Origin of the sequence: Streptosporangium subroseum (assembly GCF_900188345.1) — a bacterium.
Taxonomy (GTDB): Bacteria; Actinomycetota; Actinomycetes; order Streptosporangiales; family Streptosporangiaceae; genus Streptosporangium; species Streptosporangium subroseum.
This window is the reverse complement of the sequence record NZ_FZOD01000083.1, coordinates 13,102-38,887: the sequence shown is the minus strand read 5'-3', so window position 1 is coordinate 38,887 and position 25,786 is coordinate 13,102. Positions and strand designations below refer to the sequence as shown.

The window sequence follows — 25,786 nt, the reverse complement described above, 5'->3', positions numbered from 1 at the left end:
CCTGACCGCGTGGACCCGTGACCGTTCCCCATCGGCCCGCCCTGACCGCGTGGACCCGTGACCGTTCCCCATCGGCCCGCCCTGACCGCGTGGACTGCCGGCAGGCCGGCGGCGCTCATTCCTTGCGGGTGCTCGTCATGGTCGCGTAGGCGATGACGTTGTCGGTGTAGTGGCCGGTCGTGCGGTCGTAGGTGCCACCGCACGTGATCACGTGAAGCTGGGGGTTGGGCGATTCGCCGTACACCCGCTGGGTCGGGAACGTCGTCTTCCCCGCCTGTTCGAGACCGCCCACGGTGAACACCGCGATGATGCCGTCCTTGCGGTGCACCTCGATGACGTCGCCGTTGCGGATCTCGTCGAGGCGGGTGAAGACCGCGCTTCCCGAGCGCGTGTCCTTGTGCCCGAGCAGGATCGCGGGCCCGGCCTCCCCCGGCGTGGGCCCCGAACGGTACCAGCCGACCAGGTTCGCGGCGGAGACCGGCGGCACCTCGATCGCGCCCTGCCTGTCGAGCCCGACAGACTTGATCGGCGCGTTGACGCCGAGCCTCGGGATGACCAGGCGCACCGGGGTCGACGGCTGCATGGCCGGGGCCGCCGGGAGGCTCGGCACGGGTGGCGGGGCGTTCGCGGGCGCCTGGAAGTACGGGTTCACCGGTTCCGCGGCGTTCACCTGGCTCCGTGGCGGCAGCGTGGTGCGCTGGTCGGCCAGGCCGTACTCCTCGGGCGCGGCCAGCACGAGCAGCATGCCGACGAGCACCGTGACCACCCCGGCGATCCCCGCCAGGATGAGCACCGACCGCATGATCCGGCCGCCGGCGACGACGGGCGCCTCGGGCTGCCACTCCTCGTACGGCGGGCCGTACTGCTGATATCCCGGCTGCTGGTAGCCCTGCTGCTGATATCCAGGCTGCCCGTACGGCGGCTGGACCGGCACCTGCCGATAGTGCGGCCCAGGCCCGGAATACCCCGGCGGCCGTCCTTCCGGCGTCGGAGTGCTCATCCGGCCACCCCGATCAGCCTCGGGTCGCGGTACGGCGCCGCAGCACCAGCCCGCCGATTCCGGCGAACGCCACCATCAGCGCGCCACTGAACATGATGAGACGGGCGTCCGGCCCGGCGTCCCCGCCACCGCCCGTTGCTGCTGCGCCGTCGGGGGTCTTCTCGATCTGGCCGCCCGTCTTGACCGGATCCGCCGTCTTGGTCCTGGTGAGGGTGACGGTCGGCTCGGGCGTGGTGATCGGAGGAGTGGTGGGGGGCGTCGCGGGCGGGGTCGTAGGCGGGGTCGACGAGGGCCCGGTCGCCGGGGCGCCGGGAGTCTGCACATTGATCACCAGCGCCGCGGCGGTCGCCTCCGCCGGGGTCGCGACAGTGCAGTCGAGCAGGTCGACGTCGGTGGCCCCGGTCCCGGTCCCGGAATTCAGGTACAGGGTGAACCCTTCGGGCCGAAGCGTGATGGCGCCGGTCGCCGTGGGAGTCACCGTGACGAGCATGGGAGGCGGCGCCAGCGGCTGGCCGGCCGTCGCCGGGGCCGCAGCGGCGGTGGCGTCGACCACGCGGGACTCAAGAGGGCTCGGGAGAGGAGTGCCGGCGATCACCATGTCCGCCTCGACGGCGAGGCGACCGGTCGCCGGAATGCTCGCGGTGGCGGTGATGGCCGGGGTGGGCTGATCGATCTTCCACGTCGCCACGACAGTGGCGTTCGGCGTCGGCGTCGCCAGCGGGCCGGTGAGGTCCATCTGGAACGCGTACGGGATGCCCGTCGGACCCGTCTCCCCGACGTCGCAGGTGTAGTGCACAAGCTTGGGAGCAGCGGACATGGAGGCGATCGCAGGCACTGCACCGAAAAGGATGCCCGCACCTACTGCTGAGATCGCGGCTGTCTTGACCGCGACTCGACGCCGCGTCTTGGACTTCCGCACAGTTTCTCCCCGTTCCAGGTTGATCGACCGGTTTACATCGGCTGCTAAGGCTTACAGGTCATGGTCACGGTTTGGCATAGATACTACGAAGAGAGAGTAAGCCACGCGAGTCAGTCGGCTAAACGGACACAAATTCCCACCAATCACACAGTAAACATCGCCGCACGTCAGCAGAGCCTCCCGAGACCTCGGATCAGACGGGTCCTTCGGAGCCACCGTCGCCCGATTTCCCGCCCGGCGGACGAAGAACAGCAGGCCAGGCGGCCTCCTCGGACGGCGAGACGGCGTACAGCGGCCCTCACGGGTAACGACTTACATGACAGCCCCGTAGCGGCTCACATCGCGCCCCTCGTTGACGACGAGACAGCGCGGACAGGCGGCCTCACGGGCAACGACTCACATGGCGGCCCTCGCGGGCGGCCAGACGGTGGCCCTCGCGGATGGCGAGACAGCAGAGCGGCCCGGCCGGCGCGGCGACACGAACCGCACGAACGGCACGCCACGCGAACAGGCACGGACGACACGCCACGCGAGCGGCACAGGCGGGACAGGCGGGACAGGCGGGACAGGCAACACGCGACGCGAGCGGACACGGACGGCACAGGCGGCGCGCGACGCGAGCGGCGCAGGCGGCAAGGCCTCGAAGAAGTCCGCATTACAGGCGGTCCGAAATTGCGGCCCAGATCATCAATGATGGCATCCGACATCGGGGAAAGACCAGGTCAAACATGGTCCGATTTGGGCGAAAGCCCAGGTCAAGCATGGTTAGCTGTGGGAAAAGACGCCAAGCTTTAGAGCAGCCGGAGAGCATGACCCAGCTCGCGGCGGCGACCCCATAGGACGCTCCGAAATTCATTCTTATGTTGCCAAAAGATCTCATTGACATAGACGTCCGGCCAATCCCACCGCCATGGTTATGCCTAGTCACTCACGCATAGATATTCAAGAGCCGACCTTCGGCGCAGGCATCTGGCACTTCGGCCGGTATGTGGATCGTTATGCGACGGATGGATACGGCCCGCCGGTCAGCACGCTGGAGGCGATCGACCTCGCAGGTCAGGTCGGTGATCTGTCGGTGGTCGACCTGACGTTCCCGTTTGATCCCCCGGACCTGCCGCTCGACGACGTGAAGACGGCGCTCAAGCGCAACGGCCTGCGAGCCATCGCGGTCACGCCGGAGATCTACACCAGGCGTTTTGTCCGTGGAGCGTTCACCAACCCCGACCCGCAGGTGCGCCGGCAGGCCGTCGAGCTGGTCTCGCGGGGAGTGGAGACGGCCAGGGAGCTCGATTGCGACTACGTCAAGAGTTCTTCCACGCCCTGCGCGATGCGGGCTGGGAGGGTGTCTGGCAGCTTGACCAGTTCCCCTTCAGGGAGGACTCGGTCGAGGCGGCCCAGGCGGGCATCCGCGTGATGAGGAGCATCCACCGCGCCCTGGGTCTGGTGGACCGCGAGGGCCTCGCCGCGGCGCAGAGGGCACAGGACGCCGGGTGGCCGACGCCGCCGGCCTGTGGACCCTCGGCGACCTCGAAGCCCGTCCGCGGCCCGCGGACGAGTTCCGGCCGGTGACCGGCGAGCCCGACCGCACGGCCAGGCGCACCGTGTGGCACGAGGCGGTCGGGAGAGCCACGTCCTACCCCGCCCACGCGAACGAGGGGGCCTTCCCCGCCCACGCGAACCAAGGAGCCTTTCCCGTCCACGCCGGCCAGGAGGCGGGCGGCGGCCTGACCGAGAGGAGTGGCATATGAGCATGCCGGCTACAACGCGACAGCGTGGTGCGCAGGCGTCCGGCAGGCGGATCCCGGCGCGATGGATCGCCATCGCCGTCGCCGTGGTCCTCCTGGCGGCCATCGGGTTCAGCACCCGGTACCGCTCGCCGGAGACGGCCCCGGCCGCCGCGCCGAAGAAGTTCGACCCGGTCGCGTACGGGGCCGCGACGTACGAGAGCAAGGTCGTTCCCGCGATCGAGAAGGACGCCGTCGCCCTTCCCGTCCTGCTGAAGGCCCTGGTCGCGGACAAGGACGCGGCCGGTGAGAAGTACGGCCACCACCAGGGCATCGGCCTCTACAGCTTCCCGGTCAAGGCCACCGGCACGGCCGGCGAGGTGAGGTCCGGGCTGATGAGCGTCACCGTGCCCGGCCTGCCCAAGGGCACCCGGGTGTACGTGCAGGTCGGCCCGGCCATCAACGGCACGGCGCTGCGCGACGCGGCCGGGTTCATCACCTTCGGGCAGTTCCTCAACCAGGTGGAGTACGCCGACGCCGCCACCGCCCTGAACGACGAGATGCGGCAGAAGCTGCTCAGCACCCTGGACGCGGGGAGCCTGGACGGCAAGGAGATCACCTTCGTCGGCGCCTTCAGCCCCCTGACCCCGACCACCGTGACCGTCACCCCGGTCTCGATCGAGGAGGGACCGTGAAGGCCTCGACCCACGTCCTGCGCGCCTGCGACGTCACCAAGGTGTACGGCGGCACGCACGCGCTCAGGGGAGTCGACTTCGGCGTCGCCCCCGGGCGGGTGACCGCGCTGTTCGGCGAGAACGGGGCCGGCAAGTCGACCCTGATGAAGATCCTGGCGGGCATCGAGCACCCCACCACCGGCCACGTCGAGCTCGACGGCGCCCCGACCGAGCTCCTGTCTCCCCGCGACGCCGCCGACCAGGGCATCTCGATCATCCACCAGGAGCTCAGCCTCTGCCCCAACCTGAGCATCCAGGACAACCTGTTCCTGGCCCGCGAGATCAGCGGGGGCTTCGGGTCGATCGACCGTTCGGCCCAGCGGGCCACCACCACCGCGATCCTCCGCAGGCTGGAGGAGAACCTGGATCCCGACCTGCTGGTCGGTGATCTCAGGCTCGGCCAGCAGCAGGTCGTCGAGATCGCGCGGGCCCTCCTCCAGGAGGCCCGGGTGCTGATCATGGACGAGCCCACCTCCGCGCTCACCGCCCCGGAGGTCGAGGTCCTGTTCCGGGTCATCCGGGAGCTGACCGCGAGCGGGGTCGCGGTCGTCTACATCTCCCACCACCTGGACGAGGCCCTGGAGATCGCCGACGACGTCGTCGTCCTGCGCGACGGGCAGCTCGTCGCCACGTCGAACGCCGCGGGGGTGAACATCCGCTGGATCGTGGAGCAGATGGTCGGCCGCGACCAGGACTCCCTGTTCCCGGACCGTGTCCCGGTCGTCGGGGACGAGCTGCTGACCCTGCGCGGCCTCGTGGTGGCGGATCCGGCCAACCCCGACCGCCTCGCGATCGACGATCTCTCGCTGACCGTCAGGGAAGGCGAGATCGTCGGGATCTACGGCCTGATGGGCTCGGGCCGTACCGAACTCCTCGAAGCGCTCGCCGGCCGGATCCCGCCGGTGTCGGGCGAGATCCTGCTCTCCGGCGTCCCGTTGGAGGACTCCGGGATCCGCGACCACATCGACCAGGGCGTGATCCTGGTCCCCGGGGACCGCCAGCGCGACGGGCTCGTCCAGACGATGTCGGTCGGGGAGAACCTCTCCCTGGCGGGGCTGGGCACGTTCGTCCGGCGATTGTTCGTCTCCCGCGAGCGGGAGCGGAGCGCCGTCGAACGGATGATCTCCGACGTCACCGTCAAGACGAGCGGCGCCGGAGCGTCCATCGGCTCGCTGAGCGGCGGCAACCAGCAGAAGGTGGTCATCGGCAAGGCGCTGCTGACCGACCCTCGGGTGCTGCTGCTGGACGAGCCCTCGCGCGGCGTCGACGTGGGCGCCAAGGCGGACATCTTCGAGCTCATGGCGGCGCAGGCACGACGCGGTCTGGCCGTCGTCTTCACCACGTCGGACGCCGAGGAGGCCCTGCACATCCCCGACCGGCTGCTGGTACTCGCCCGCGGCGTCGTCGTCGGCGAATTTCGGCGCGGCGAGATAACCCGGGAGGAACTGATGAGTGTGTCGGACGGCGCCGCCATCGATACGGCCGGAGGCGACGCGCGATGACCTCCACGAGAACCACCGTCGCCCCGCCGCCGGGCCCCGCCACACCCGGGAAGGCCGCGGCCGAGGTCCGCCGCCTCTCGCTGCTGAACGGCGTGTTCGAGCTGCGCGCGTTCATCGCGCTCGCGGTCCTGATCATCGTCTTCGGCCTGCTGTCGGACTCCTTCCTCACCGTGCCGAACCTCATCACGATGACCAAGCACGTCGCGATCAACGGCGTGATCGCGCTGGGCATGCTGCTGGTCATCCTCAAGGGCGGCATCGACCTGTCGGTCGGCTCGATCATCGGGCTCTCCGGCGTCGTCGCCGGAGAGCTGCTCCAGGGTCTCAACCTCGGGTTCGTCGACCTGATCGCCTATCCGCCGGTGTGGGCCGTCATCGTGCTCTGCGTCGCGGTCGGCATGCTGGTCGGCCTGGTGAACGGGATCCTCGTCACCCGGTTCAAGGTGGCGCCGTTCATCGCGACGCTCGGGATGCTCTACGTGGCGCGGGGAATCGCGCTGCTCATCTCGAACGGCTCGACCTATCCCAACCTGGGAGGCAACCCCGCGCTCGGCAACACGGGCTTCGGCCTTCTCGGCAGCGGACGCCCGCTCGGCCTTCCCACCTCGATCTGGATCATGATCGTCCTCGCGATCGCCGTCATGCTGCTGCTCTCCAAGAGCCCCTTCGGCCGGTGGTTGTACGCCACGGGCGGCAACGAGCGGGCGGCGGAGCTGTCCGGCGTGCCGATCCGCCGGGTCAAGACGGCCGTCTACGTGATCTCCGGCGCCTGCGCCGCGATCGCCGGCCTCATCATCGCGTCCGAGCTGACCTCGGCGACGCCGCAGGCCGGGGAGACGTACGAGCTCAACGCGATCGCCGCGGTGGTCATCGGCGGCGCCGCGCTGAGCGGGGGGCGGGGCACCGTACGGGGCACCCTCGTCGGCGCCTTCGTCATCGGATTCCTCGCCGACGGCCTGGTGATCCTGGGCGTGTCGACGTTCTGGCAGATCCTCATCAAGGGAGCTGTGATCATCCTCGCCGTGGTGCTCGACCAGGGCCAGCAGCGGTTCCAGCGCCGAGGAGCCGCCGTGTCAGCGGTGGTGGCGAGCAAACAGCCGGATTGACCGGCCGCGCCGGCGGTCTTCCCTCACCCCTCTCACATCGCAGTGTTCACCACCCTTAACGCCGACGAGTTCTGGGTCTTCGGCAGGAAGTAGGCGGACGGGGCGGGGGAACGGCCACCCGTCTCCCCCGCCGGCTCGAATTCCATATGGCTCGTATGCCCGAGCTCACAGGGCGCGTGAACGGCGTGAACCGGTAGGCTGAATGGCCGGGCCGCAGGTAAGAACAGGTGGTCGGGCCATTCCCGTCCGGCGGCACGCACACAGGGTGTCGCGTCTTGCCGCGCGTGTGGGGGCAGAGCCGGTTCCACACGTTTGATAGGAGGCGGGCATGGTCGTCCCCGATCTGGGGCGGGCCCACGGCTCCGGCCGGATGGTGACCGCAGACCATCTGCGCCTGCTGGCGCGGGTGGCCCGGATGTACCACGAGCAGGGCATGCGGCAACCCGAGATCGCGGCGGCGCTCAGCATCTCCCAGCCGCGTGTGTCCCGCCTGCTCAAGGAGGCCATCACCCGGGGCATCGTCCGTACCGTGGTGGTCCTTCCCGACGGCGTGCACACCGAGCTCGAAGAAGATCTTCAGCGCCGATACTCCATGCGCGACGCCGTGGTGGTGGACGCCGGTGGCGCGCAGGGCGACGTCATCCCCGCCCTGGCCGCCGCGGCCGCCGCCTACTTCGACGCCACCTTCAAGGGCGGCGACGTGATCGGGATCTCCTCCTGGAGCGAGACGCTGCTGGCCGCCGTCGACCGGATGCACCCCAAGAACACGCAGGTCGCCGACCGCGTCATGCAGGTCGTCGGCGGCGTCGGCAGCCCCGAGGCCCAGGTCCACGCCACCCGGCTCATCAGCCGTCTGTCCGACGTCACCCGTGCCCGGCCCGTCTTCGTCCCCTCCGCCGGAGTCGTCGGCACGCCGCTGGTCCGTGACGCGCTGCTCCAGGACAGGGCGGTCGTCGAGGTGATGGCCCAGTGGGACGAGCTGACCGTCGTGCTGGTCGGCATCGGGAGCCTGGAGCCGTCGCCCCTCCTGCTCCGCAGCGGCAACGCCGTCGGCCACACCGACCAGGAGGAGCTCCGCTCGCTGGGCGCCGTCGGAGACGTCTGCCTGCACTTCTTCGACGCCGAGGGCAACGTGGTCGACTCCGCCTTCGACCGCCGGGTGGTCGGGATCAACGTGGAGACCTTCCGCGCCGTCGAGCGGCGCGTGGCGGTCGCCGGGGGCCGGCGAAAATACTCGGCGATCAAGGCCGCCCTCAGGGGCGGATGGGTCAACGTGCTGATCACGGACCTGGAAGTGGCGCAGCGCCTGCTCGCCGAACCCACCTGATCGCTTCGGGCTCTCCGCCGCCCGGCCTCCGTTCAACCGCGCCTTCCCGGCTGTGCCCTCTCCGTCCGGCCGCGCCTTCCCGGCCCGGCCACGGCATCTCCGTTCACGCGCGCCGCAGGCGGTCGGCCCCGGCGAGCAGGCGGTCTCGTGTGACGCGCGCGATCCCGGGATCGTCGGCGAACACCCCGTCCACCCCGAGCCCGTACAGCCGCTCCAGCCAGCCCGCCGCGTCACCCTTGGACCGTTGGTAGGCCCGGTCGCCGGGATCGCCCCGCCTGTAGGGCGCCGGAAGCTCGGAGTTCTCGTCACGAACCGTCGCGGCGTGGACCAGGAGGCCCGCGCGGTGAGCGTCCTGGACGAGCGAGGTGGGAGATCCCAGCTTCCCGCCGGGACCGGCGGGAACGATCCACGTCGTGGTCACGCCGATGCCGTCGGCGTACTGGGCGATCCGCCGCAGTCCCTCCGGGGTGAACAGGGCGTTGGGAATGGGCGAGCAGTCGAGCCTGATCTGGCCGGACGGGGTACGGGGCGCGCCGACGAGCTGGATGAGCCGCAGCCGCGTGAAGGGCCTCAGCATCTTGAGCCTGTCCGCCTCGAAGGACTGGATGAACACCGGGTCCTTCGCATCGTCCCAGCCGTACCGTTTGAAGGTTCTCAGCATCGGCTCCTCAAGCGGCAGCCCGATCGAGGCGGAGTAACCCGGATGCTTGATTTCGGCGTAGAGTCCCACGCCGCGCTTCTGCGCGAGCTGGGCGATCTCCTCCAGGGTCGGGATCAGCGCCTTCCCGTCGTACGCCACGTTGCCCGGTCGCCGCTTGGGGAGGCGTTCCCTGGCCCGGAGCGTGCGCAACTCGGCAAGCGTGAAATCCTCGACGAACCATCCGGTCCACTTGTGTCCGTTGATGGTCTTGGTCGTCTTGCGAGCGGCGAATTCGGGATGCTTCGCGACATCGGTGGTCTGTGAGATCTCGTTCTCGTGCCGGGCGACCAGCACATGATCCTTGGTGGAGACCAGGTCCAGCTCAAGATAGTCGGCGCCCATCTTGATGGCGGCCCTGTAGGCGAGAAGCGTGTGCTCGGGCCGGAAGGCGCTGGCACCACGATGAGCGATGACGATCGGCGCATCTTTGACGCGCTTGTTCTTGAGCCGCTCGGCTGCCCGGCTCTTGCGCGCAAGCGCCCCCGCCGACCTCTGACCCACGTGTGAAAGGGCAACGGCCGACGCCCGGCTCACGGGCGGAAGAACAACGGCCGACGCGCGCTCGTCGCCCGTATATCCAAGCCGCTCAGCTGCCCGGCTCGCATGTGGGAGGGCGAAAATCGCCGCACTCCCCATGAAAACGACCAGCACATTCGTCGTTATCTTGCCCATCGCCCGATTACCCCTCATTCTCCGGTCTCGTGGGGTAACCCATTGATATCACCGCGTATACCCAGAGTGACCAGGGGGGTAACGGTCCGCGGCGAACTCACCGTTGTGTGCGCCATCTCCCAAGATCGGCTGATCAGCCGGAGGGAATTTCAACCGCATAAGTTAATAAATGAGCTAAATGATCCATTAACGACCATAATGTACTCTATGTATGATTTGCGTCACTAAACACAAGCTATGAGTGCTTTGTGTCATCGCCCGGTCATGGGTGCCCGCAGCGCGCAAGACAAGATCTGCGGCCATGACGAAGCCATTGCGCGAGATCCACATCCAGGAGTTTGATCACATGCGTATCGGATTGGCCGTTCCTCAATACGGCGCATTCGCAAACCCCGAGGCCATCATCGAGGTAAGCCGGGCCGCCGAGGAAATGGGCTTCGACAGCCTGTGGGCCGGTGATCGCATCCTCAACCCGATCAATCCCAGCAACCCTTATCCCGCGGGTGACGGCACGATGCCGCGCGAGTTCGCCATCTTCCTCGAACCGCTCAGCGTGCTCACCCTGGCGGCCGCCCACACCGAACGGGTCCGCCTGGGCACCAGCACCCTCAACGTCCTGTGGTATCCGCCCGTGATCCTCGCCCGCGCCCTGACCACCCTGGATGTGCTCAGCAGCGGCCGGCTGGACGCCGGGTTCGGGCTGGGCTGGCTGGAGGACGAATACACCGCCGTGAACGTGCCCTGGAAGGGCAGGGGCGCCAGACTCGACGAGACGCTCGACGTCCTGGAGAAGATCTGGTTCTCCGACGTGATCGAACACAACGGGGAGCTGTTCACGATCCCCCCGACGAAGATCCTGCCCAAACCCAAGCAGGGCTCTCGCCTGCCGATCCTGCTCGGCGGCTACACCCCGGCAAGCCTGAGACGCGTCGGCCGGCGAGCCGACGGCTGGCTGGGAGTCGGCAGGCCCCTGGACTACCTCACCAGCCTGTGGAGGATCGCCCAGCGGTCGGCCGAGGCCGCCGGCCGCGATCCCTCCAGCCTGCGCCTCGTCCTTCGCATCAACGCCAAACTGACCGACCACAAGGCCGAGCCCGACCAGGTCCCCAGCGCCGGCACGCTCAACCAGGTCATCGACTACGCGCTGGCCGCCGTCGCCGCGGGCGCCGACGAGATCTTCCTCGACCTCGCACAGACCGCCACGGCCACGAGCGAGGTGCTGGACCTGGCCGGAACCTTCCTCCAGGGGGTACGCGCCGGGTAGCCCCCGTACGGCGGCCACGGGCATCGGCGCCGACGTCACCCGACGCTTCGGCGTCCGGCCACGTCCCGCGCCGGCATCCGCCGCCGGTGGCGAGAGTCGCCCCGTCCGGACCGAAGATCACCGGCCAGAGGACGCGGCTACGGACGGGTGTCGCAGAGAAGGCCGTGGAGGGAGATCTTCATGCCGGAGACGAAGGCGTCGCGGGTCGTGGAGTCGAGAAGGTCCAGGGACAGGTAAGGGTTCAGGTCCTCCAGCTCGACCAGCAGGAGCTCCCCCTTGGGGGTACGGCAGGCATCCACCCGCTGGATGCCGCGGTCGACGGCGTTCCAGTCGACGAAGCGCTGCGCGAAGTCCAGATCCGCGGCGCTCGGTTCGTACCGCTCCAGGCGCCAGCGCCGATCCGGCCGGGGAGCGTACAGGGCGTACTGGAAAGCGCGATCCACGAAGTAGAACGACACCTCGTACCGGAAGCGGATGCGCGGCTGGATCAGGAGGTTGTCGAACCTCAGATCATCCAGCCCGTCCCGGGTCACGAACGTCAGCCCGATGGAATCCGCCCCGAGCTTGGGTTTGGCGACGTACTCGTCCACCTCGGGCAGATGATGAAGATCCGCCCGGCGGTCGACCGTCGAGATGACCGGAAAGCCGGCGGCGCTCAGGTCGACCAGATACTGCTTGCCCGCCATGTCGGCTCTGCCCGTCAACTGGGTGTAGACGCGGGTGCCGCGCTGCCGGGCCTGGGCCCGGAAGTCGTCGTACTGGTCCTGATAGTGCAGCACCGGCCCGCTGTTACGGATCACGACGGCGTCGAAGGAATCCATGAGTGCCGTCGCGTCCCGGGGATGGCACAGCGCGACGGTGAAGTCCTCACGGAGCCGGGAGGACAGGTATATGTCCTCGTCGCAGTATCGGCGCCCCTGCGCCTCGTATGCCAGATCGGTGACGTAGAGGACGCTGCTCGGCGTGGATGACATGGTGCTTTTTCCTGTCAAAAGTGGCAGCCTGGTGCCGACGCAACTCGTCGTCGAGGATGCCAAGGGGGGTGGGGCGCTCTTACTGCGATAGGAGGCAGAAGCCCCGTACTCGACGCCGAGTTTTCCACGCCGACCAATCTTCGAGAAACCCGCCGGCGGACGAACCCCCTGCCTGAGGGGACCACGAGGGCAAGACGATCTATGCCACCCGCGCTTGGCGACGGTAACGCGGAGCCGACGAGAGAATGAATTTTGGATGAAGGGATCCGCCGTGTGATTAGACGTCACCCGAGGTGTCATAGATGCCGGTATGGATGCGAACCTCGTGTTGCTCGCCATCGTGATCGTCACGGCTCTGTCGTTCGACTTCACCAATGGCTTCCATGACACCGCCAACGCGATGGCGACCTCCATCGCCACCGGAGCGTTACGCCCCAAGGTGGCCGTCGCTCTCTCCGCGGTACTCAACTTCGTCGGAGCGTTCCTGTCTTTGAAGGTCGCGGCGACCATCGCGACGGGCATCGTCGAGACCGGCGCCGTCACCCTCACCGTGGTCTTCGCCGGCCTGGTCGGCGGCCTGGCCTGGAACCTGGTGACGTGGTACTTCGGCATCCCCTCCAGTTCCTCCCACGCGCTGATCGGCGGCGTGGTCGGGGCCACACTGATCTCGGCGGGCGCCTCGGCGGTCAAAGGGGCAGAGATCGTCTCCCACGTGCTGGTCCCGGCGGTGCTGGCACCGCTGGCGGCGATCCTCGTGGCCACCGTCGGCACCTACCTGGTCTACGTCCTCACCAGACGCATCTCCGGCAAGGTGCGCGACCGCGGGTTCAAGTACGGCCAGATCGGCTCGGCCTCCCTGGTCTCGCTCGCGCACGGCACCAACGACGCGCAGAAGACAATGGGCATCATCACGCTCGCGCTGATCGCCAGCGGCACGATCACCGAGAGCGCGGGGACGCCCCTCTGGGTGATCGTGACCAGCGCGACCGCGATCGCGCTCGGCACCTACCTGGGTGGCTGGCGGGTGATCCGCACCCTGGGCAAGGGCCTGACCGAGATCGATACCCCGCAGGGTTTCGCGGCCGAGAGCTCGTCGGCGGCGGTCATCTTCGCCTCGTCCCACTTCGGGTTCCCGCTGTCGACCACGCACGTCTGCACGGGTTCGGTGATCGGTTCGGGCCTCGGCAAACGGCTGGCCCATGTCCGCTGGAACGTCGCGGGCAGGATGGCCGCCGCGTGGCTGATCACCCTTCCGGCCGCCGCCGCGGTCGGCGCGCTGGCCTGGGCCGGCGCCAACCTGATCGGCGGTGCGCTGGGCGTGGCGGTCGTCTTCATCACCGCGCTGCTCCTGTCGGGAGGGCTGTACCTGGCCGCGCGCCGCCAGCCGGTGAACGCGAACAACGTCAACGACGAATGGACCGGACGGGTCGCCCCCGTCCCGACGGTGAGGGAGCCCGTGGCATGAACGCCTACATCGATCTGGACGCGCTGTGGAAGGTCCTGGTCGCCTCGCTGCTGGCGGGCGCCGGTCTGGCCGCCGTCTTCTCGCTGTCCCTGGTCGGCCTGTCGAGCGGGCATACGGCAGGGCGGGCGGGAGCCGCGCTCTGCCTCCTGATCGTGGCCGCGGGCATCGTCCTCGGTCTCTACGTCATGCTCGCCAAGTAGGCGGCGGAACCCGCCCCGCGCCGCACCCGGACGGCAGAGACAGACGATCTCCGGTAGAGGGCTTGGCCGACGGCGGTCAGGGTTTCGCCCAGACCCACAGATCTATAGCTTGCCCTGCCTAAAGATCTCCGTCGGCTCGGTGACCTGCAAAAACACGAAGAGTAACGTTCTGTCAGGGTACTTACATCACATTCGTCGCCGCCTTAGGGCGGCATGTCTCACGGGGGCAGACATGGGCGTTTCCACTGAGCATCGTCAGCACACCGATCACGACCACCAGCATGGGTCCGGTTGCGGGCACGTCGCCGTGCCGCACGACGACCACGTCGACTACGTCCATGACGGTCACCTGCACCAGGTCCATGAGGATCACGTCGACGAATGCGAGTCGAGCGGTCACACCACGCATGACAGCCACAGCCACGAGCACAAGCCGGGCTGCGGGCACGTCGCCGTGCCGCACGACGGCCACGTGGACTACATCCACGACGGGCATCGCCACGTCCAGCACGACGGCCACTGGGACGATCACTGACCTTTGTCTCCGAGCACGACCGCAGGCGCACGTGGCGCCCTGGACCCGGCCCGACCCGTTCACCAGGGCGCCGCGCCTTGCCAGGGCGTCGCGAATCACCGGCGGGCAGGAGCCGCCTCCGACGTCGGCTCAGTCGAAGGGTTCGAAGGCGGAGGAGCGCGGGAGCTGACCGCCGACCGTGGTGACGATCTCGACGACCAGGTCGTGGAGTTTGATACCGCGGTTCTGGGAGGCCCGGCCGAGGAGGGCGAAGGCTTCCGGGGCGGGGCAAGGCTGCTGCGTCATCACGATGCCGACCGCCTGGTCGATGACGCTCCGCGAGGCGCGGATAGCGGCACTTCCCAAAAAAGGTCTCGCTCAGAGGCATGTATGGTGGAAGTCAGGTCCAGGAGCGTGGCCGCCTTTTTGCCATGCTCGCGGAGGTGACCCTCACAATGTCCTTGCTCAAGCTTTTTCATTCCCATCGCGAATGGATGATCATCCGCGCCCCAGCTGAAATCGCCAGGGCTCTCGCATGAATCTGTCGGTCCACCCCACCATCGTGCACAAAGACTCGGCCGTGATCGTGGTCGACGGCGAGCTCGACATCAGCACCGTCGCGCTGCTGGACACGGTGGTCTTCCCACTGCTCAGCCGCGGCATCCGTCATCTTGTCGTGGACGCCAAGCTTCTTCGCTTCTGCGACGTCTGCGGCTTCCGGGCGCTGATCACCATGCACACCACCATGTCGGCGACGGGCGGCGACCTGTCGATCGCCGAACCCACTCCCGCGCTGCTACGGCTGATGCGCCTGATCTCGCTGACCTCGTCGAGCGTGCCGAGCACGCCCATAAAGGTGTACGCCACGGTGAGCCACGCCCTGCGGCACGAGAACGATCGACCGATCTCCCTCCTGACCCGCGCCGAGCGGCCGGACGTTCCGCCGCGCCGGCTGCCGGTGAAAGCCGGCTGCGGCCCCGGCAGCCCGAACGGTCACCGGCGCCACTGACGAGAACCCTCCCGCGCGGATGGGCCAGGCCCGCTCACAGCCGCCGGCACCACCGACAAGAACCCACCCGCACGAGTGAGCCCGGTCCGCTCATCGATACCGGTGACCCCGGTGACCGCCGCCCCGTGCGTGGTGACCGCCCTGCCGACCTCGATGGTGACGGCCGGATCCGGCCCGCTGCGACCGGCGTCCGTCTCGGGCGTCCTGCGGCCACGGACGGTCCCGGGCATCGCGCGGCCAGCGCCCCTCCTGCCCGTCCTGCGGCCACCGACCGCCCCGGTCGTCACGCGACCATGGACGGTCCCGGCCATCGCGCGGTCCGCGCCCCTCCTCCTCGTCCTCCTGGCCCTCCCAGGGCCAGCGCCCCTCCCCCTCCTGCTCGTCACCCGGCCCCTGAGGATCCTGCTCCTCCCAGGGCCAGCGCCCCTCCCCTTCCTGCTCGTCGCGCGGCCACCGGCGATCCCGGTTGCCGCGCGGCTCCTCACGGTCTCGACCGCCCCTGCGTGCATGAGCCCGGCCCGCTCCCCGGTCCCGGTGGCCCCAGAAATCCCGATCCCGGGCGTGACGACCTCGATGACGTCCGGCTCCGGCCCCCTGTGACCAGTTTCTGTCCGGCCGGCGATCCTGCAGGTAGGAATCCCACGCCCGGTCGGAAGGCGCCGCCTCCTCGTCCCTCGACGACGGCCGGCCCAGGAGCATGTCGCCCAGGCCACCCGATCTTCGGTCGTACGCGTCATCCGAGCGCCGGCCTCCCGAGTGCCTGGCCCGCCGTCCCTCAAGCCGCCCGAACGCCCGGCCCCTGTGGTGCTTGGCACCCGAGCCCCTGTGGTGCTTGATCGCCCGATTCCCGTGTCCCTTGACGGCCGCGCTCCCCGGCCGCTTGGCCGTCCAGTGCGAGGAACGATCGGCTGTCGGCTTCGAGTGCTGGTTCGTGTGCTGGACCGCCCCCATCGCCGCCAGTCCGATGACTGCGGCCAGCAGACCGGCTCGCATAGCGCTCAACGGAATACGCCCCCGTTTCCTGATCCATCGGGGGGCAAACTCGTACACAGCTACACAGCTCTCTACCCGGGATGACCGTCCGGTTAACGATCAGGGGCAGGCGTCACCCGGATTCCCCTCCCGCCGCACCCGTTGCACGGCCGCCGTACGAATGACACTTTTTTCGCCGCTCATCCGTCCTAACGGAGTGGGCGTGTCGTGGAAGCACTCGGGGAGCGGATCATTGGGCGAGGTGGGAGCCGAGGAAGACGCACTCGTCGCCGCCGCCCAGGCGGGCGACGAGCCTGCGTTCACCGAGCTTGTCGAGCGCCACCGGCGGGAGCTGCGGGTGCACTGCTACCGGATGCTCGGCTCGTTCGAGGAGTCGGAGGACCTGGTGCAGGAGACGTTCCTGCGGGCGTGGCGCGGGCGCGAGACCTTCCAGGGCCGTTCCACCTTCCGTGCGTGGCTCTACCGGATCGCGACGAACGCGTGCCTCGACTTCCTCGACCGGCACCCGCGCCATCCACGACCGCGTGAGACGGGGCAGGGTCCGCACGGGGCGTCGCCTCCGGCCGAGATCCCGTGGCTGCAGCCGTACCCGGACGGGCTGCTGGAGCCGGTCGCGTCCGGCGACGCCGAGCCGGATGCCGCCGCGGTGGGCAGGGAGACCATCGAACTGGCGTTCCTCGCAGCCCTCCAGCACCTGCCTCCCGGGCAGAGGGCGGCGCTGATCCTGCGGGACGTGCTCGGCTGGCCGGCCAAGGAGACCGCCGCGCTGCTCGAGACGAGCGTCGACTCGGTCAAGAGCGCTCTGAAACGGGCGCGGTCGACCCTGAGGACGCACCTTCCGGAACGCCGGCTGGAGTGGGCGCCGTCAACGGCTCCGACCGCGCGGGAGCGGGAGCTGCTGCGACGCTTCATGGACGCCCACGCGCAGGCCGACCCGGCCGCCCTCGTGGAACTGCTGAGCGAGGACGTACGGATGACGATGCCTCCGCATCCGTTCTGGGTCTCCGGTCGCGAGGCGGTCCGGGCCTTTGCCGCACACGCCTTCGGACCCGACTCGCCGCTGTACCAGGGACGGTGGCGGAACGTGCCCACCCGGGCGAACCGGCAGCCGGCGGTGGCCGGGTACATCCGGCTGCCAGGCGCGTCCGCCTACCGGGCCCAGGTGCTCAACGTGCTGCGGATCGAGGACGGGAAGATCGTTGAGGTCACCATCTTCGAGCCGCACCTGCTGACCGCGTTCGGCCTGCCGCCGGAGTTGCCCCCGGACGGTGACCCCTTTTAGGGGCCTCACCCGTCTCAACGGTGAACGACCTCGATGAGCGCGGTCGACCACCGTTGAGGAGCACGAACAATGACGATCGACGATCACGAAGATGTGATGACGCTGCCGCAGGGCGACGTCCGCCTGCTGGACAGTGACGTGGCGCGGCGTCTGCTCGCCTCGCAGGAACTGGCGCGGCTGGCGTACGTGGCGGCGGACGGCACGCCACGCGTGTTTCCCATGTTGTTCCACTGGACGGGCACCGAAGTCGTCCTGTCCACGTTCGCGGGGGCAGCCAAGATCGCCGCTCTGCGGGCCAGGCCCGACGTCGCCATCACCATCGACGCCGCCTCGACGCCGCCGTCGGTGCTCCTCATCCGCGGCCGGGCCTCGGTCACCGACGTCGCGGGGATCGTGCCGGAGTACGCGCTGGCCCAGCATCGGTACGCCGGGCCGGAGCAGGGCGCCGCCAACGTGGCGGCGGTGGATCACCCCGGCACGAGGATGGCCCGCATCGCCGTCCGCCCCACCTGGGTCGGGGTCCTCGATTTCCAGACCCGCCTGCCCGGCGGCGCCGGCGTGGAGGACTTCGAGCGCCGGGGCCGATCATGACGGAGGAGCCGAACGCCCGCCCATGGCACACCCCTCAGGAGGACCGCTCGACATGACCACCTACGTACTGATCCCCGGTGCCGCGTCCGACTCGTGGTACTGGCATCTGACGGCCGCCGAGCTGCGTGCGCGCGGTCATGACGTGGTCGCGCCCGACCTGCCCAGCGACGACGACTCGGCCGGGCTCTCCGAGTACGCCGACGTGGTGGTCGGCGCCATCGGCGACCGTACGGACCTCGTTGTGGTCGCCCAGTCCTTCGGCGGGTTCACCGCGCCGCTGGTCTGCGAGCGGGTGCCGGTCAAGCTCCTGGTGCTGCTGACGGCGATGATCCCTTCGCCGGGCGAGCCGCCCGGCGACTGGTGGGCCAACACCGGCTGGGAGCGGGCGAGGCGCGAGCAGGACGAGCGTGACGGCCGGGCGCCGGACGACGACACCGCCCTGTTTCTCCACGATGTCCCGCCCGAGCTGGCGGCGGAGGCGAAGAGGAGGAGCCGCGATCAGTCGGCCACCCCGTTCGTCAAGCCGTGGCCGCTGGATGCCTGGCCGTCCGTGCCGACGAAGTTCCTGCTCTGCCGCGACGACCGCTTCTTCCCGGCCGAGTTCATGCGCCGCGTCGTCCGGGAACGCCTGGGGATCGTCCCCGACGAGATCGACGGGGGCCACACCATCGCCCTCAGCCGTCCCAGGGAACTGGCCGACCGGCTGGAGGCATCGGGCCGCTGATCGACCAGCCATGCGGCCAGACGGCCAGGCGAGCGGGTGGACAGGTGGGCGGGCGATCTTTATCCCAGGAATGTCGCGACGGTCGCCACGAACCGGTCGGCGTCATCGAGCCAGGGGTAGTGACCCGCCCCCGGCTGAACGACGAACTCGGCATTGGGGAACAGCTCGGCGAATTCGGCCGCGACGCTCGGGGGCGTGTTCAGATCGACCTCTCCGGCAAGCAGCAGCACCGGCGCGTCGAAAGCGGCGAGTGCCGCGCGCGTGGCCTCCGGGTCGAACGCGCCCTCGGCGCCGAAAGCGGCTGCGGCCTCCTTGTTCCGATGGCCGTCCTGGGCCGCGTGGTGGGCCTGTGCCGCCGCATCCCATCGGCCGTGGAACAAGGGGTCGATGGCCTTCCAGCTGTCGTCGGTGGCATTGCCGGCCACGACCTTCTCAAGAGCCGCGAAGGCTGCCTCGAACCAGGGCTCGCCCTTGCGGAGCCGCGCGATCTCAAGCCGGGTCTCCCCGGTGGCGGCGAGGCCGACGGCCACGGTGCTCGGAGTGATCAGGGCGAGCCTGCCGACGCGTTCGGGGTGCCGGGCCAGATACAGCGCCGCGAGGTTCGCGCCGGCGGAGTGCGCGAGCAGGTCCAGCCGGTCAAGACCAAGGTGCTCGCGCAGTGCCTCGACATCATCGACCAGCCGGTCACAGCGGTAGGAGGCGGCGTCCTGCGGGATCGCGGACCCGCCGGTGCCCCGAGGGTCCACCATGATCAACTGCCGATGCGCCGACAGGCCGCCGAGCTCGCCGAGGTAATCGGAGTCCTGCATCGGGCCACCCGGCAGGCAGATGACCGGGGCTCCCCCTCCGAACACGTGATAGGCGAGATCGGTTCCATCATGTGCGGAGAAGGCAGGCATGCCGAGGATCCTGCCAACGGCATTCCGGCCAGGGCAACCGATTATCCCCAGCCAGGAGACCCGGCGACCATGGCCAAACCCTTCACCGTGCGCATCACGATCCGCGACTACGCGTCGGACAGCCAAGGCCATCTCCATGAGGAGTCGCCCGGCACCGTGCACGGCCATTGGATCTCAAGCATGGCCCCGCTCTAACCGGCCACCTCCGAGAGAGATCCTGCCCCTTCAGCCGTCGAATTCGTCCGCCTTCACGCCTTTGACGAACGCGTCCCACTCGCTCGCGGTGAAGGTGACGACAGGACCATCCGGACGCTTGCTGTTGCGCACCGCACGCCCACCATCGGGCAATTCAGCCACCGCGACGCAGTTGTCGTTCGCACCACTGAAGGTGCTGATCCGCCAGGCGAGCTCGTCAAGGGTTGATTCCATCTTCGTCTCTACTCCCGTAGTTGATCCATCAACACAGCTAGATATTCAACAGATTCCTCCGGAGATAGTGCGATTGCCACCACTCGATTGAAAGTCAGGCTGTACGCCTGGATCTCTCCTGGCTTCTCCAGGTGTAGAGAGTCAGTCGCGGTCTCCAGGTAAACAACGGACGGATCCTGCTCCGAGGCGAAGTCGAGCAGCTCGAAGGGGCCGGCCATCGCGGCATGTGCTCCTACGGAGTTCGGAACAATCTGGATGGTGATGTGCGGTTGGGCGGCGGCTTCGACGAGGTGGCGGAGCTGCTCACGCATCACTTCCGCGCCGCCGACAAGTTTGCGGCACGCCGCCTCGTCGATCACGGCCCAGAACTCCGGCGGATTCTCACCCCGCAGGGTCTCTTGCCGAACGAGACGTCCTTCGATTCGGCGCTTCACCGTCTCGTCATCCAGCACCTGCTCAGCGCGGAACACCGCTTCGGCGTAGGCGGAGGTCTGGAGCAGACCCGGAATGTAGAGCGCCTCGTAGATGCGAATCTGCGTCGCCTCAGCCTCGAACCCGGGCAGAGATCCTCGGAACACGTCGTTGTACTTCGCCCACCAGCCCTTCTCACGGGACTGACGGGCGAGGTCGACGATCGCATCGTGGACCTGAGGATCCGTGACTCCGTACACCTTGAGCAACGCACGGATGTTCCCCAGATCGGGTCTGACCCACTTGTTGGTCTCCATGTGGGTCAACCGTCCCGTGGACCACTCCAGACGTTGGCTGACCTCCTCCACGGTCAGCCCCGCCTGCTGGCGAAGCCGGACGAGCTCCGCGCTGAGCCGCCGTCGTTTGACGGTGGGACTACCGGCCATGACATCCCCTCCCGAGCACCCTGAGTGACCGAATCATACGATCGCGCAGTCTCCCGAGGTAGGGACATTTCGGATAATCAAATTTCGCTATTGAAAGTTCGCTGACCAAGGTTCAATATAGAGCTACAGTCACGTTAAGTGATCGATCGATCACATCTATGGCTCACGGAATTACCCGGATGTCGTTGGCAGTACGGACAGCGGCAGTCGGGGCAGAACCCCCGGAAGCCCGGCGTGTGCAGACGCCGAGGGCATCCGGGAGGGGTGGCTTCACTTCTTCTTGGAGGGGGAGCCGAGGAGCCGCCCCGCAGACGTCCGGCCGGGAGCCGCCCCCGTCGACCGGCCGGGCCCGGCCCCCGATGAGCTTCCCCACGTCCATCGGGGGCCTCTCCATCCACAACCCGCCATGCAGCGAATGCCTTGATGCCCACATCCCGACGAGTGGAGCGCTACAAGCCCACCCCTGCCCTTAGGGAGTCGTCCATGACCGTCACCGACGACGCCGAGATCGCGAACTCCGCGATCACGGCGACCGCCCACCTCGCCCTTCTGGCCGAACGCCTCCAGGAACTCGGTCTGCACTCCCGGGTTCGCGTGACCTCTCGCAGGCCCCCGGAGCTGATCGTTGTCAACCCCGATGCCCCCGTCCTCACGGAGAACATCTACGCGGCACCGGAGAAGGGAATCTGGTGGTTCCTGTGGTCCTGGAACGAGAAGGTCGCGCCCGTCGCCGAGGCGGACGCCGTCGCGGCGAGGATCCGCCACGTCCTGACCCCGATGGGCCGGGGTCGGTGACACACCCCTTTCGGTGCGGCCCGCGAGATGGAGACCCGCCGCTCCGCCGACGCGGGGAACTCCCGGAGGTCTGAAAGCCGCGTGGAGCGGGGCCGCCCAGCCGGGAAGCAACCCCGCTCCACGCTCGTCACCGGCCCATCGAAGCCGCCAAGTCGTGATCAAGCGCCTCACGCGAGATCGTCTGCGATGGTGGCCTCTGACACGCTCCTTGACGGCACCTCGGCGAGGGGGCTGCCGCACCGGCTCTGGCGGTCGGTCGGGTGCGACGCGGATCAGGGCCCGACCCCGTACGAGACACCTCCGCCGACCAGGGGAAACTCGCATATCGCCAGGTCAGAAGGGTGTGTCGCGATATTTGCAAGACTATTCCGGCGGATGCGTCAAGGGCCGTTGTGCGACCCATGCCCATCTGTGAGGCTCAGGGGAAGGGTGGTGAGACGCAGGGCTGAAGGGCGTAAGCTCGGGGCCGGAAACCGGCGTTCAGGTTGCAGAAAAGGGGCACAGGTGACCAAGTCGTTTGCGCATCTCCATGTTCACACCGAGTATTCGATGCTCGACGGCGCAGCGAAGGTCAGCCCCTTATTCGCCGAGGCGTCACGCCTCGGCATGCCGGCCATCGCGATGAGCGATCACGGCAACATGTTCGGCGCCTACGAGTTCCAGCAGGTCGCCGCGGGCCACGGCGTGAAGCCGATCATCGGGATCGAGGCCTATGTCGCCCCGTCGTCGCGGTTCGTGAAGAAGCCCGTTTTCTGGGGACCAGGCGGGCAACGCGCCGTCAGTGACGACGGCGAGGGCAGCAAGGACGTCTCCGGAGGCGGCAGATACACCCACCTGACCATGTGGGCGGAAGACGCCACCGGTCTGCGCAACCTCTTCAAGCTCTCGTCTCTGGCGTCCATCGAGGGCTACTACGGCAAGCCCCGCATGGACCGGGAGCTGATCGCCGAGAACGCCACGGGGATCATCGCGACCACCGGATGTCCTTCCGGGGAGGTGCAGACCCGGCTCCGGCTCGGCCAGTACGAAGAAGCCGTCAAGGCCGCGTCGGCCTATCAGGACATCTTCGGCAAGGAGAACTACTTCCTGGAGCTGATGGACCACGACCTCGACATCGAGCGTCAGGTCCGCGACGGACTTCTCCGGGTCGCCAAGGAGCTCGGCATACCGCGGCTGGCCACCAACGACAGCCACTACGTCACCGAGGACCAGGCCGACGCGCACGACACCCTGCTGTGCATCGGTGTCGGCAAGAACAAGGACGACCCCAACCGGTTCCGCTTCAACGGCTCCGGCTACTACCTCAAGACTCCCGAGGAGATGCGGGAGCTGTTTCGCGAGCTGCCGGACGCCTGCGACAACACCCTGCTGATCGCTGAACGCGTCGGCGACTACAGCGAGGTTTTCGCCCACGTCGACCGGATGCCGCAGTTCGACGTGCCCGAAGGCGAGACGCAGGCGTCCTGGCTGCGTCAGGAGTGCGAGCGGGGCCTCAAGGAGCGCTACGGCGACGACCCCGGCCAGGAGGTTCTCGACCGGCTGGAGCTGGAGCTGGGCGTCATCTCCCCCCTGGGATTCGACTCCTACTTCCTCGTGGTCGCCGACATCTGCCGCTACGCGCGTGACAACGGCATCCCCGTGGGCCCGGGACGTGGCTCGGCCACCGGCTCGATCGTCGCCTACCTGACCCGCATCACCGAGCTGGACCCGCTGGAGCACGGCCTGCTGTTCGAGCGGTTCCTCAACCCGGAGCGCGTCAGCCCGCCCGACGTCGACCTCGACTTCGACGACCGCCGGCGCGACGACATGATCAACTACGTCACCCAGAAGTACGGCGCGGCGTACACGGCCCAGGTCAACACCTTCGGCATGATCAAGGCCAAGGCCGCCGTCAAGGACTCCGCTCGCGTTCTCGGCTACCCCTTCCCGGTCGGCGAGCGCATCACAAAGGCGATGCCGCCGGACGTGATGGGCAAGGGAGTGCCGCTCACCGGCCTCTTCGACGAGAGCCACCCGCGCTACAGCGAGGCCGGCGAGTTCCGGGCGATGTACGACAGCGACCCGGACGTCAAAAAGGTCGTCGACACCGGTCTCGGCATCGAAGGTCTGATTCGCAACACCGGCGTCCACGCAGCCGCGGTCATCCTCTCCTCCGCTCCGCTGCTGGACCTGATCCCGCTGCACCGCCGCGACAAAGACGGCGTGATCATCACCGGTTTCTCGTATCCGCAGTGCGAGGACATGGGCCTGGTCAAGATGGACTTCCTGGGTCTGCGGAACCTGGGCGTCATCGACCACGCCATCCAGATCATCAGGGAGCACCGGGGGGTGGAGATCTCCACCGAGAAGATCCCCCTGGACGACACCAAAACGTACGAGCTGATGGCCCGCGGCGACACCCTGGGCGTGTTCCAGCTCGACGGCGGCCCCATGCGCAACCTGCTGAAACTGATGGTGCCCACCCGATTCGAGGACATCGCCGCAGTTCTGGCCCTGTACCGGCCCGGGCCGATGGCCGCCAACGCGCACAACAACTACGCCGACCGCAAGAACAACCGCCAGGAGATCGCCCCGATCCACCCTGAGCTCGAATCCGCTCTCGAACCGATCCTCGGTACGACCTTCCACCTGCTCGTCTACCAGGAGCAGGTCATGGCCATCGGCCGGGAGCTGGCCGGCTACAGCCTCGGCGGCGCCGACCTGCTGCGCCGGGCGATGGGCAAGAAGAAGAAGTCGGAGCTGGACAAGCAGTACGAGTTCTTCGAACGCGGCATGAAGGACAACAACTACTCCGACGAGGCGATCAAGGCGCTGTGGGACGTGATGCTTCCGTTCTCCGGCTACGCGTTCAACAAGTCCCACACCGCCGGATACGGTCTGGTCGCCTACTGGACCGCCTACCTGAAGGCGAACTACCCGGCCGACTACATGGCGGCGCTGCTCACCTCCGTCGGCGACGACAAGGACAAGGCCGCCATCTACCTCGCCGAGTGCCGCAGGATGGGCATCCAGGTGCTGCCGCCCGACGTCAACGAATCCTCCCTGCACTTCGCGCCCGTCGGCGAGGACGCGATCCGGTTCGGCCTCGGCGCGGTCCGCAACGTCGGTGAGGACCGGGTGGAGGCCATCGTCGACGTCCGCAAGACCGGCGGCGCCTTCAACGACTTCAACGACTTCCTGTCCAAGGTCCCCCTTCCGGTCTGCAACAAGCGGCTCATCGAATCACTGATCAAGTCAGGCGCGTTCGACTCGCTCGACCACCCGCGCAAAGCACTGATGCTGATCCACGAACAGGCCGTCGACAGCGTCATCCCGATCAAGAAATCCGAGGCCCACGGGCAGGACTCCCTGTTCGGCGACGAGGAGAGCGGCCTCGACGAGACCTTCGCCGTCGCGATCCCCGAAGGGGAATGGGACAAGAAGACGCTGCTCGGCTTCGAGCGGGAGATGCTCGGCCTGTACGTGTCCGACCATCCGCTGGCCGGAACCGAGCGGCTCCTGGCACGCAACCGAAGCCACACCATCGTCGACCTCCTCGAAAACGGCCAGGACCGCACCGACGCCAAGGTGTGCGGGCTCATCACCAAGGTCGACAAGAGGGTCAACAAGGCCGGCAAGGTCTGGGCGATCATCGTTGTCGAGGACATGGACAGCGCCGTCGAGTGCCTGTTCTTCCCGAAGAACTACGAGCTGTACGCGCCGGAGCTCCGCGAGGACGCCGTCGTGTCGGTCAGCGGAATGGTCAGCAGCCGCGACGGGGCGATCTCGATCTTCGCCAACGACCTCACCCCGATCGACATCTCCGGCGTCACCAGCGACTCCGGGCACCCGATCACGATCACCCTGCGGGAAGAGCGCGTCACGCCGGACCTGATCGAGGAGCTGCGCAACATCCTCAAGACCCACCAGGGCAAGGTGCCGGTCCGGATCCACCTGCACCGGCCAGGCGCCAAGGCCCTGGTCATGGCCCTGCCGGAGTTCTCGGTGAGAGCCGAGCCGTCGTTCGCCGCCGACATCAAGACACTGGTCGGGCCCGAGGCGATCAGCCTGTGATCGGTGCCCCCGTCAAGATCCGCCCCATAGCCGCACGACGAAAAAAGGGCATC

The 25,786-nt window shown here is 68.1% G+C and carries 25 protein-coding genes; 17 read left to right on the top strand and 8 right to left on the bottom strand.

The genetic code is table 11. The features are described from left to right. Nucleotides 1-115: 115 nt before the first annotated feature. Both CHC08_RS42840 and CHC08_RS42835 read right to left on the bottom strand, forming a co-directional pair. Complete coding sequence (locus CHC08_RS42840; protein ID WP_245878921.1) at nucleotides 116-934, bottom strand: class F sortase; 819 nt, start codon at nucleotides 932-934, stop codon at nucleotides 116-118. 79 nt (nucleotides 935-1,013) lie between these two features. Beyond that, complete coding sequence (locus CHC08_RS42835) at nucleotides 1,014-1,817, bottom strand: hypothetical protein (RefSeq protein WP_143653601.1); 804 nt, start codon at nucleotides 1,815-1,817, stop codon at nucleotides 1,014-1,016. A 1,090-nt stretch (nucleotides 1,818-2,907) separates the two neighbouring features. Here CHC08_RS42835 and CHC08_RS42830 point away from each other — a divergent pair. The 6 genes from CHC08_RS42830 (at nucleotide 2,908) to CHC08_RS42805 (ending at nucleotide 8,312) form a co-directional block, all read left to right on the top strand. Further along, nucleotides 2,908-3,333: an apurinic/apyrimidinic endonuclease family protein gene (locus CHC08_RS42830; protein WP_218825759.1), complete on the top strand. Its 426-nt coding sequence runs from the start codon at nucleotides 2,908-2,910 to the stop codon at nucleotides 3,331-3,333. A gap of 76 nt (nucleotides 3,334-3,409) precedes the next feature. Continuing rightward, a complete protein-coding gene (locus tag CHC08_RS42825; RefSeq protein WP_089213116.1) occupies nucleotides 3,410-3,667 on the top strand; it encodes a hypothetical protein in 258 nt (85 codons plus the stop codon). After that, nucleotides 3,664-4,338, top strand: coding sequence for a DUF2291 family protein (locus CHC08_RS42820; RefSeq protein ID WP_089213115.1), 675 nt, complete (start codon nucleotides 3,664-3,666; stop codon nucleotides 4,336-4,338). Before CHC08_RS42825 ends, CHC08_RS42820 begins: the two co-directional genes overlap by 4 nt. Further along, a complete protein-coding gene (locus CHC08_RS42815; RefSeq protein WP_089213114.1) occupies nucleotides 4,335-5,879 on the top strand; it encodes a sugar ABC transporter ATP-binding protein in 1,545 nt (514 codons plus the stop codon). Before CHC08_RS42820 ends, CHC08_RS42815 begins: the two co-directional genes overlap by 4 nt. Next, a complete protein-coding gene (locus tag CHC08_RS42810; protein ID WP_089213113.1) occupies nucleotides 5,876-6,985 on the top strand; it encodes an ABC transporter permease in 1,110 nt (369 codons plus the stop codon). The genes CHC08_RS42815 and CHC08_RS42810 overlap by 4 nt, the downstream gene beginning before the upstream one ends. A gap of 328 nt (nucleotides 6,986-7,313) precedes the next feature. Next, nucleotides 7,314-8,312, top strand: coding sequence for a sugar-binding transcriptional regulator (locus CHC08_RS42805; protein WP_245878920.1), 999 nt, complete (start codon nucleotides 7,314-7,316; stop codon nucleotides 8,310-8,312). Nucleotides 8,313-8,415: 103 nt separating this feature from the next. On the opposite strand, the gene CHC08_RS42800 is transcribed toward CHC08_RS42805, so the two are convergent. Continuing rightward, complete coding sequence (locus CHC08_RS42800; RefSeq protein WP_245878919.1) at nucleotides 8,416-9,513, bottom strand: glycerophosphodiester phosphodiesterase family protein; 1,098 nt, start codon at nucleotides 9,511-9,513, stop codon at nucleotides 8,416-8,418. 517 nt (nucleotides 9,514-10,030) lie between these two features. On the opposite strand from CHC08_RS42800, the gene CHC08_RS42795 reads away from it, so the two are divergent. Next, complete coding sequence (locus tag CHC08_RS42795) at nucleotides 10,031-10,948, top strand: TIGR03619 family F420-dependent LLM class oxidoreductase (RefSeq protein WP_089213123.1); 918 nt, start codon at nucleotides 10,031-10,033, stop codon at nucleotides 10,946-10,948. A 137-nt stretch (nucleotides 10,949-11,085) separates the two neighbouring features. On the opposite strand, the gene CHC08_RS42790 is transcribed toward CHC08_RS42795, so the two are convergent. Continuing rightward, nucleotides 11,086-11,922, bottom strand: a complete 837-nt coding sequence (locus CHC08_RS42790) for an ATP-grasp domain-containing protein (protein ID WP_089213112.1) — start codon at nucleotides 11,920-11,922, stop codon at nucleotides 11,086-11,088. 310 nt (nucleotides 11,923-12,232) lie between these two features. Here CHC08_RS42790 and CHC08_RS42785 point away from each other — a divergent pair, with 310 nt between their 5' ends. The 3 genes from CHC08_RS42785 to CHC08_RS42775 all read left to right on the top strand — a co-directional run bounded on the left by CHC08_RS42785 (nucleotide 12,233) and on the right by CHC08_RS42775 (nucleotide 14,122). Beyond that, a complete protein-coding gene (locus CHC08_RS42785) occupies nucleotides 12,233-13,387 on the top strand; it encodes an inorganic phosphate transporter (protein ID WP_089213111.1) in 1,155 nt (384 codons plus the stop codon). Continuing rightward, on the top strand, nucleotides 13,384-13,587 hold the full coding sequence (locus CHC08_RS42780) for a hypothetical protein (protein WP_089213110.1): 204 nt from the start codon (nucleotides 13,384-13,386) through the stop codon (nucleotides 13,585-13,587). Before CHC08_RS42785 ends, CHC08_RS42780 begins: the two co-directional genes overlap by 4 nt. A 232-nt stretch (nucleotides 13,588-13,819) precedes the next feature. After that, nucleotides 13,820-14,122: a hypothetical protein gene (locus tag CHC08_RS42775; RefSeq protein ID WP_089213109.1), complete on the top strand. Its 303-nt coding sequence runs from the start codon at nucleotides 13,820-13,822 to the stop codon at nucleotides 14,120-14,122. A gap of 129 nt (nucleotides 14,123-14,251) precedes the next feature. Here CHC08_RS42775 and CHC08_RS42770 read toward each other — a convergent pair whose 3' ends face one another. Further along, nucleotides 14,252-14,467 (bottom strand): ANTAR domain-containing protein, encoded by a 216-nt coding sequence (locus CHC08_RS42770; protein WP_143653600.1) that lies wholly within the window; start codon nucleotides 14,465-14,467, stop codon nucleotides 14,252-14,254. A gap of 169 nt (nucleotides 14,468-14,636) precedes the next feature. Between CHC08_RS42770 and CHC08_RS42765 the strand changes: the two genes are divergently transcribed. The 4 genes from CHC08_RS42765 (at nucleotide 14,637) to CHC08_RS42745 (ending at nucleotide 18,700) form a co-directional block, all read left to right on the top strand. Then, nucleotides 14,637-15,110 (top strand): STAS domain-containing protein, encoded by a 474-nt coding sequence (locus CHC08_RS42765; protein WP_089213108.1) that lies wholly within the window; start codon nucleotides 14,637-14,639, stop codon nucleotides 15,108-15,110. A gap of 1,234 nt (nucleotides 15,111-16,344) precedes the next feature. Next, on the top strand, nucleotides 16,345-17,385 hold the full coding sequence (locus CHC08_RS42755) for a sigma-70 family RNA polymerase sigma factor (protein ID WP_245878918.1): 1,041 nt from the start codon (nucleotides 16,345-16,347) through the stop codon (nucleotides 17,383-17,385). Between the two features lie 69 nt (nucleotides 17,386-17,454). Continuing rightward, a complete protein-coding gene (locus tag CHC08_RS42750) occupies nucleotides 17,455-17,976 on the top strand; it encodes a pyridoxamine 5'-phosphate oxidase family protein (protein ID WP_218825758.1) in 522 nt (173 codons plus the stop codon). A gap of 52 nt (nucleotides 17,977-18,028) precedes the next feature. Then, nucleotides 18,029-18,700 carry an alpha/beta hydrolase gene (locus CHC08_RS42745; protein ID WP_089213105.1) on the top strand — a complete coding sequence of 224 codons (672 nt, stop codon included), beginning with the start codon at nucleotides 18,029-18,031 and terminating at the stop codon, nucleotides 18,698-18,700. 59 nt (nucleotides 18,701-18,759) lie between these two features. Here the strand turns inward: CHC08_RS42745 and CHC08_RS42740 are convergent, their stop codons facing one another. After that, nucleotides 18,760-19,599 carry an alpha/beta fold hydrolase gene (locus CHC08_RS42740; RefSeq protein ID WP_089213104.1) on the bottom strand — a complete coding sequence of 280 codons (840 nt, stop codon included), beginning with the start codon at nucleotides 19,597-19,599 and terminating at the stop codon, nucleotides 18,760-18,762. Between CHC08_RS42740 and CHC08_RS50225 the strand changes: the two genes are divergently transcribed. Further along, on the top strand, nucleotides 19,555-19,794 hold the full coding sequence (locus CHC08_RS50225) for a hypothetical protein (protein ID WP_179282539.1): 240 nt from the start codon (nucleotides 19,555-19,557) through the stop codon (nucleotides 19,792-19,794). The two genes, CHC08_RS42740 and CHC08_RS50225, sit on opposite strands and share 45 nt — an antisense overlap. Nucleotides 19,795-19,824: 30 nt before the next feature. Here CHC08_RS50225 and CHC08_RS42735 read toward each other — a convergent pair whose 3' ends face one another. Beyond that, the gene (locus CHC08_RS42735) at nucleotides 19,825-20,028 is read right to left on the bottom strand and encodes a DUF397 domain-containing protein (RefSeq protein ID WP_089213103.1); all 204 of its coding nucleotides are present in this window, start codon (nucleotides 20,026-20,028) and stop codon (nucleotides 19,825-19,827) included. Between the two features lie 8 nt (nucleotides 20,029-20,036). Continuing rightward, nucleotides 20,037-20,885, bottom strand: a complete 849-nt coding sequence (locus tag CHC08_RS42730) for a helix-turn-helix domain-containing protein (RefSeq protein ID WP_089213102.1) — start codon at nucleotides 20,883-20,885, stop codon at nucleotides 20,037-20,039. 483 nt (nucleotides 20,886-21,368) lie between these two features. Between CHC08_RS42730 and CHC08_RS42725 the strand changes: the two genes are divergently transcribed. After that, entirely contained in the window at nucleotides 21,369-21,680 is a 312-nt protein-coding gene (locus CHC08_RS42725; RefSeq protein WP_089213101.1) for a hypothetical protein, read from the top strand. Between the two features lie 504 nt (nucleotides 21,681-22,184). Then, nucleotides 22,185-25,733 carry a DNA polymerase III subunit alpha gene (gene dnaE / locus CHC08_RS42720; protein WP_089213100.1) on the top strand — a complete coding sequence of 1,183 codons (3,549 nt, stop codon included), beginning with the start codon at nucleotides 22,185-22,187 and terminating at the stop codon, nucleotides 25,731-25,733. The last annotated feature ends 53 nt before the right edge of the window (nucleotides 25,734-25,786 follow it).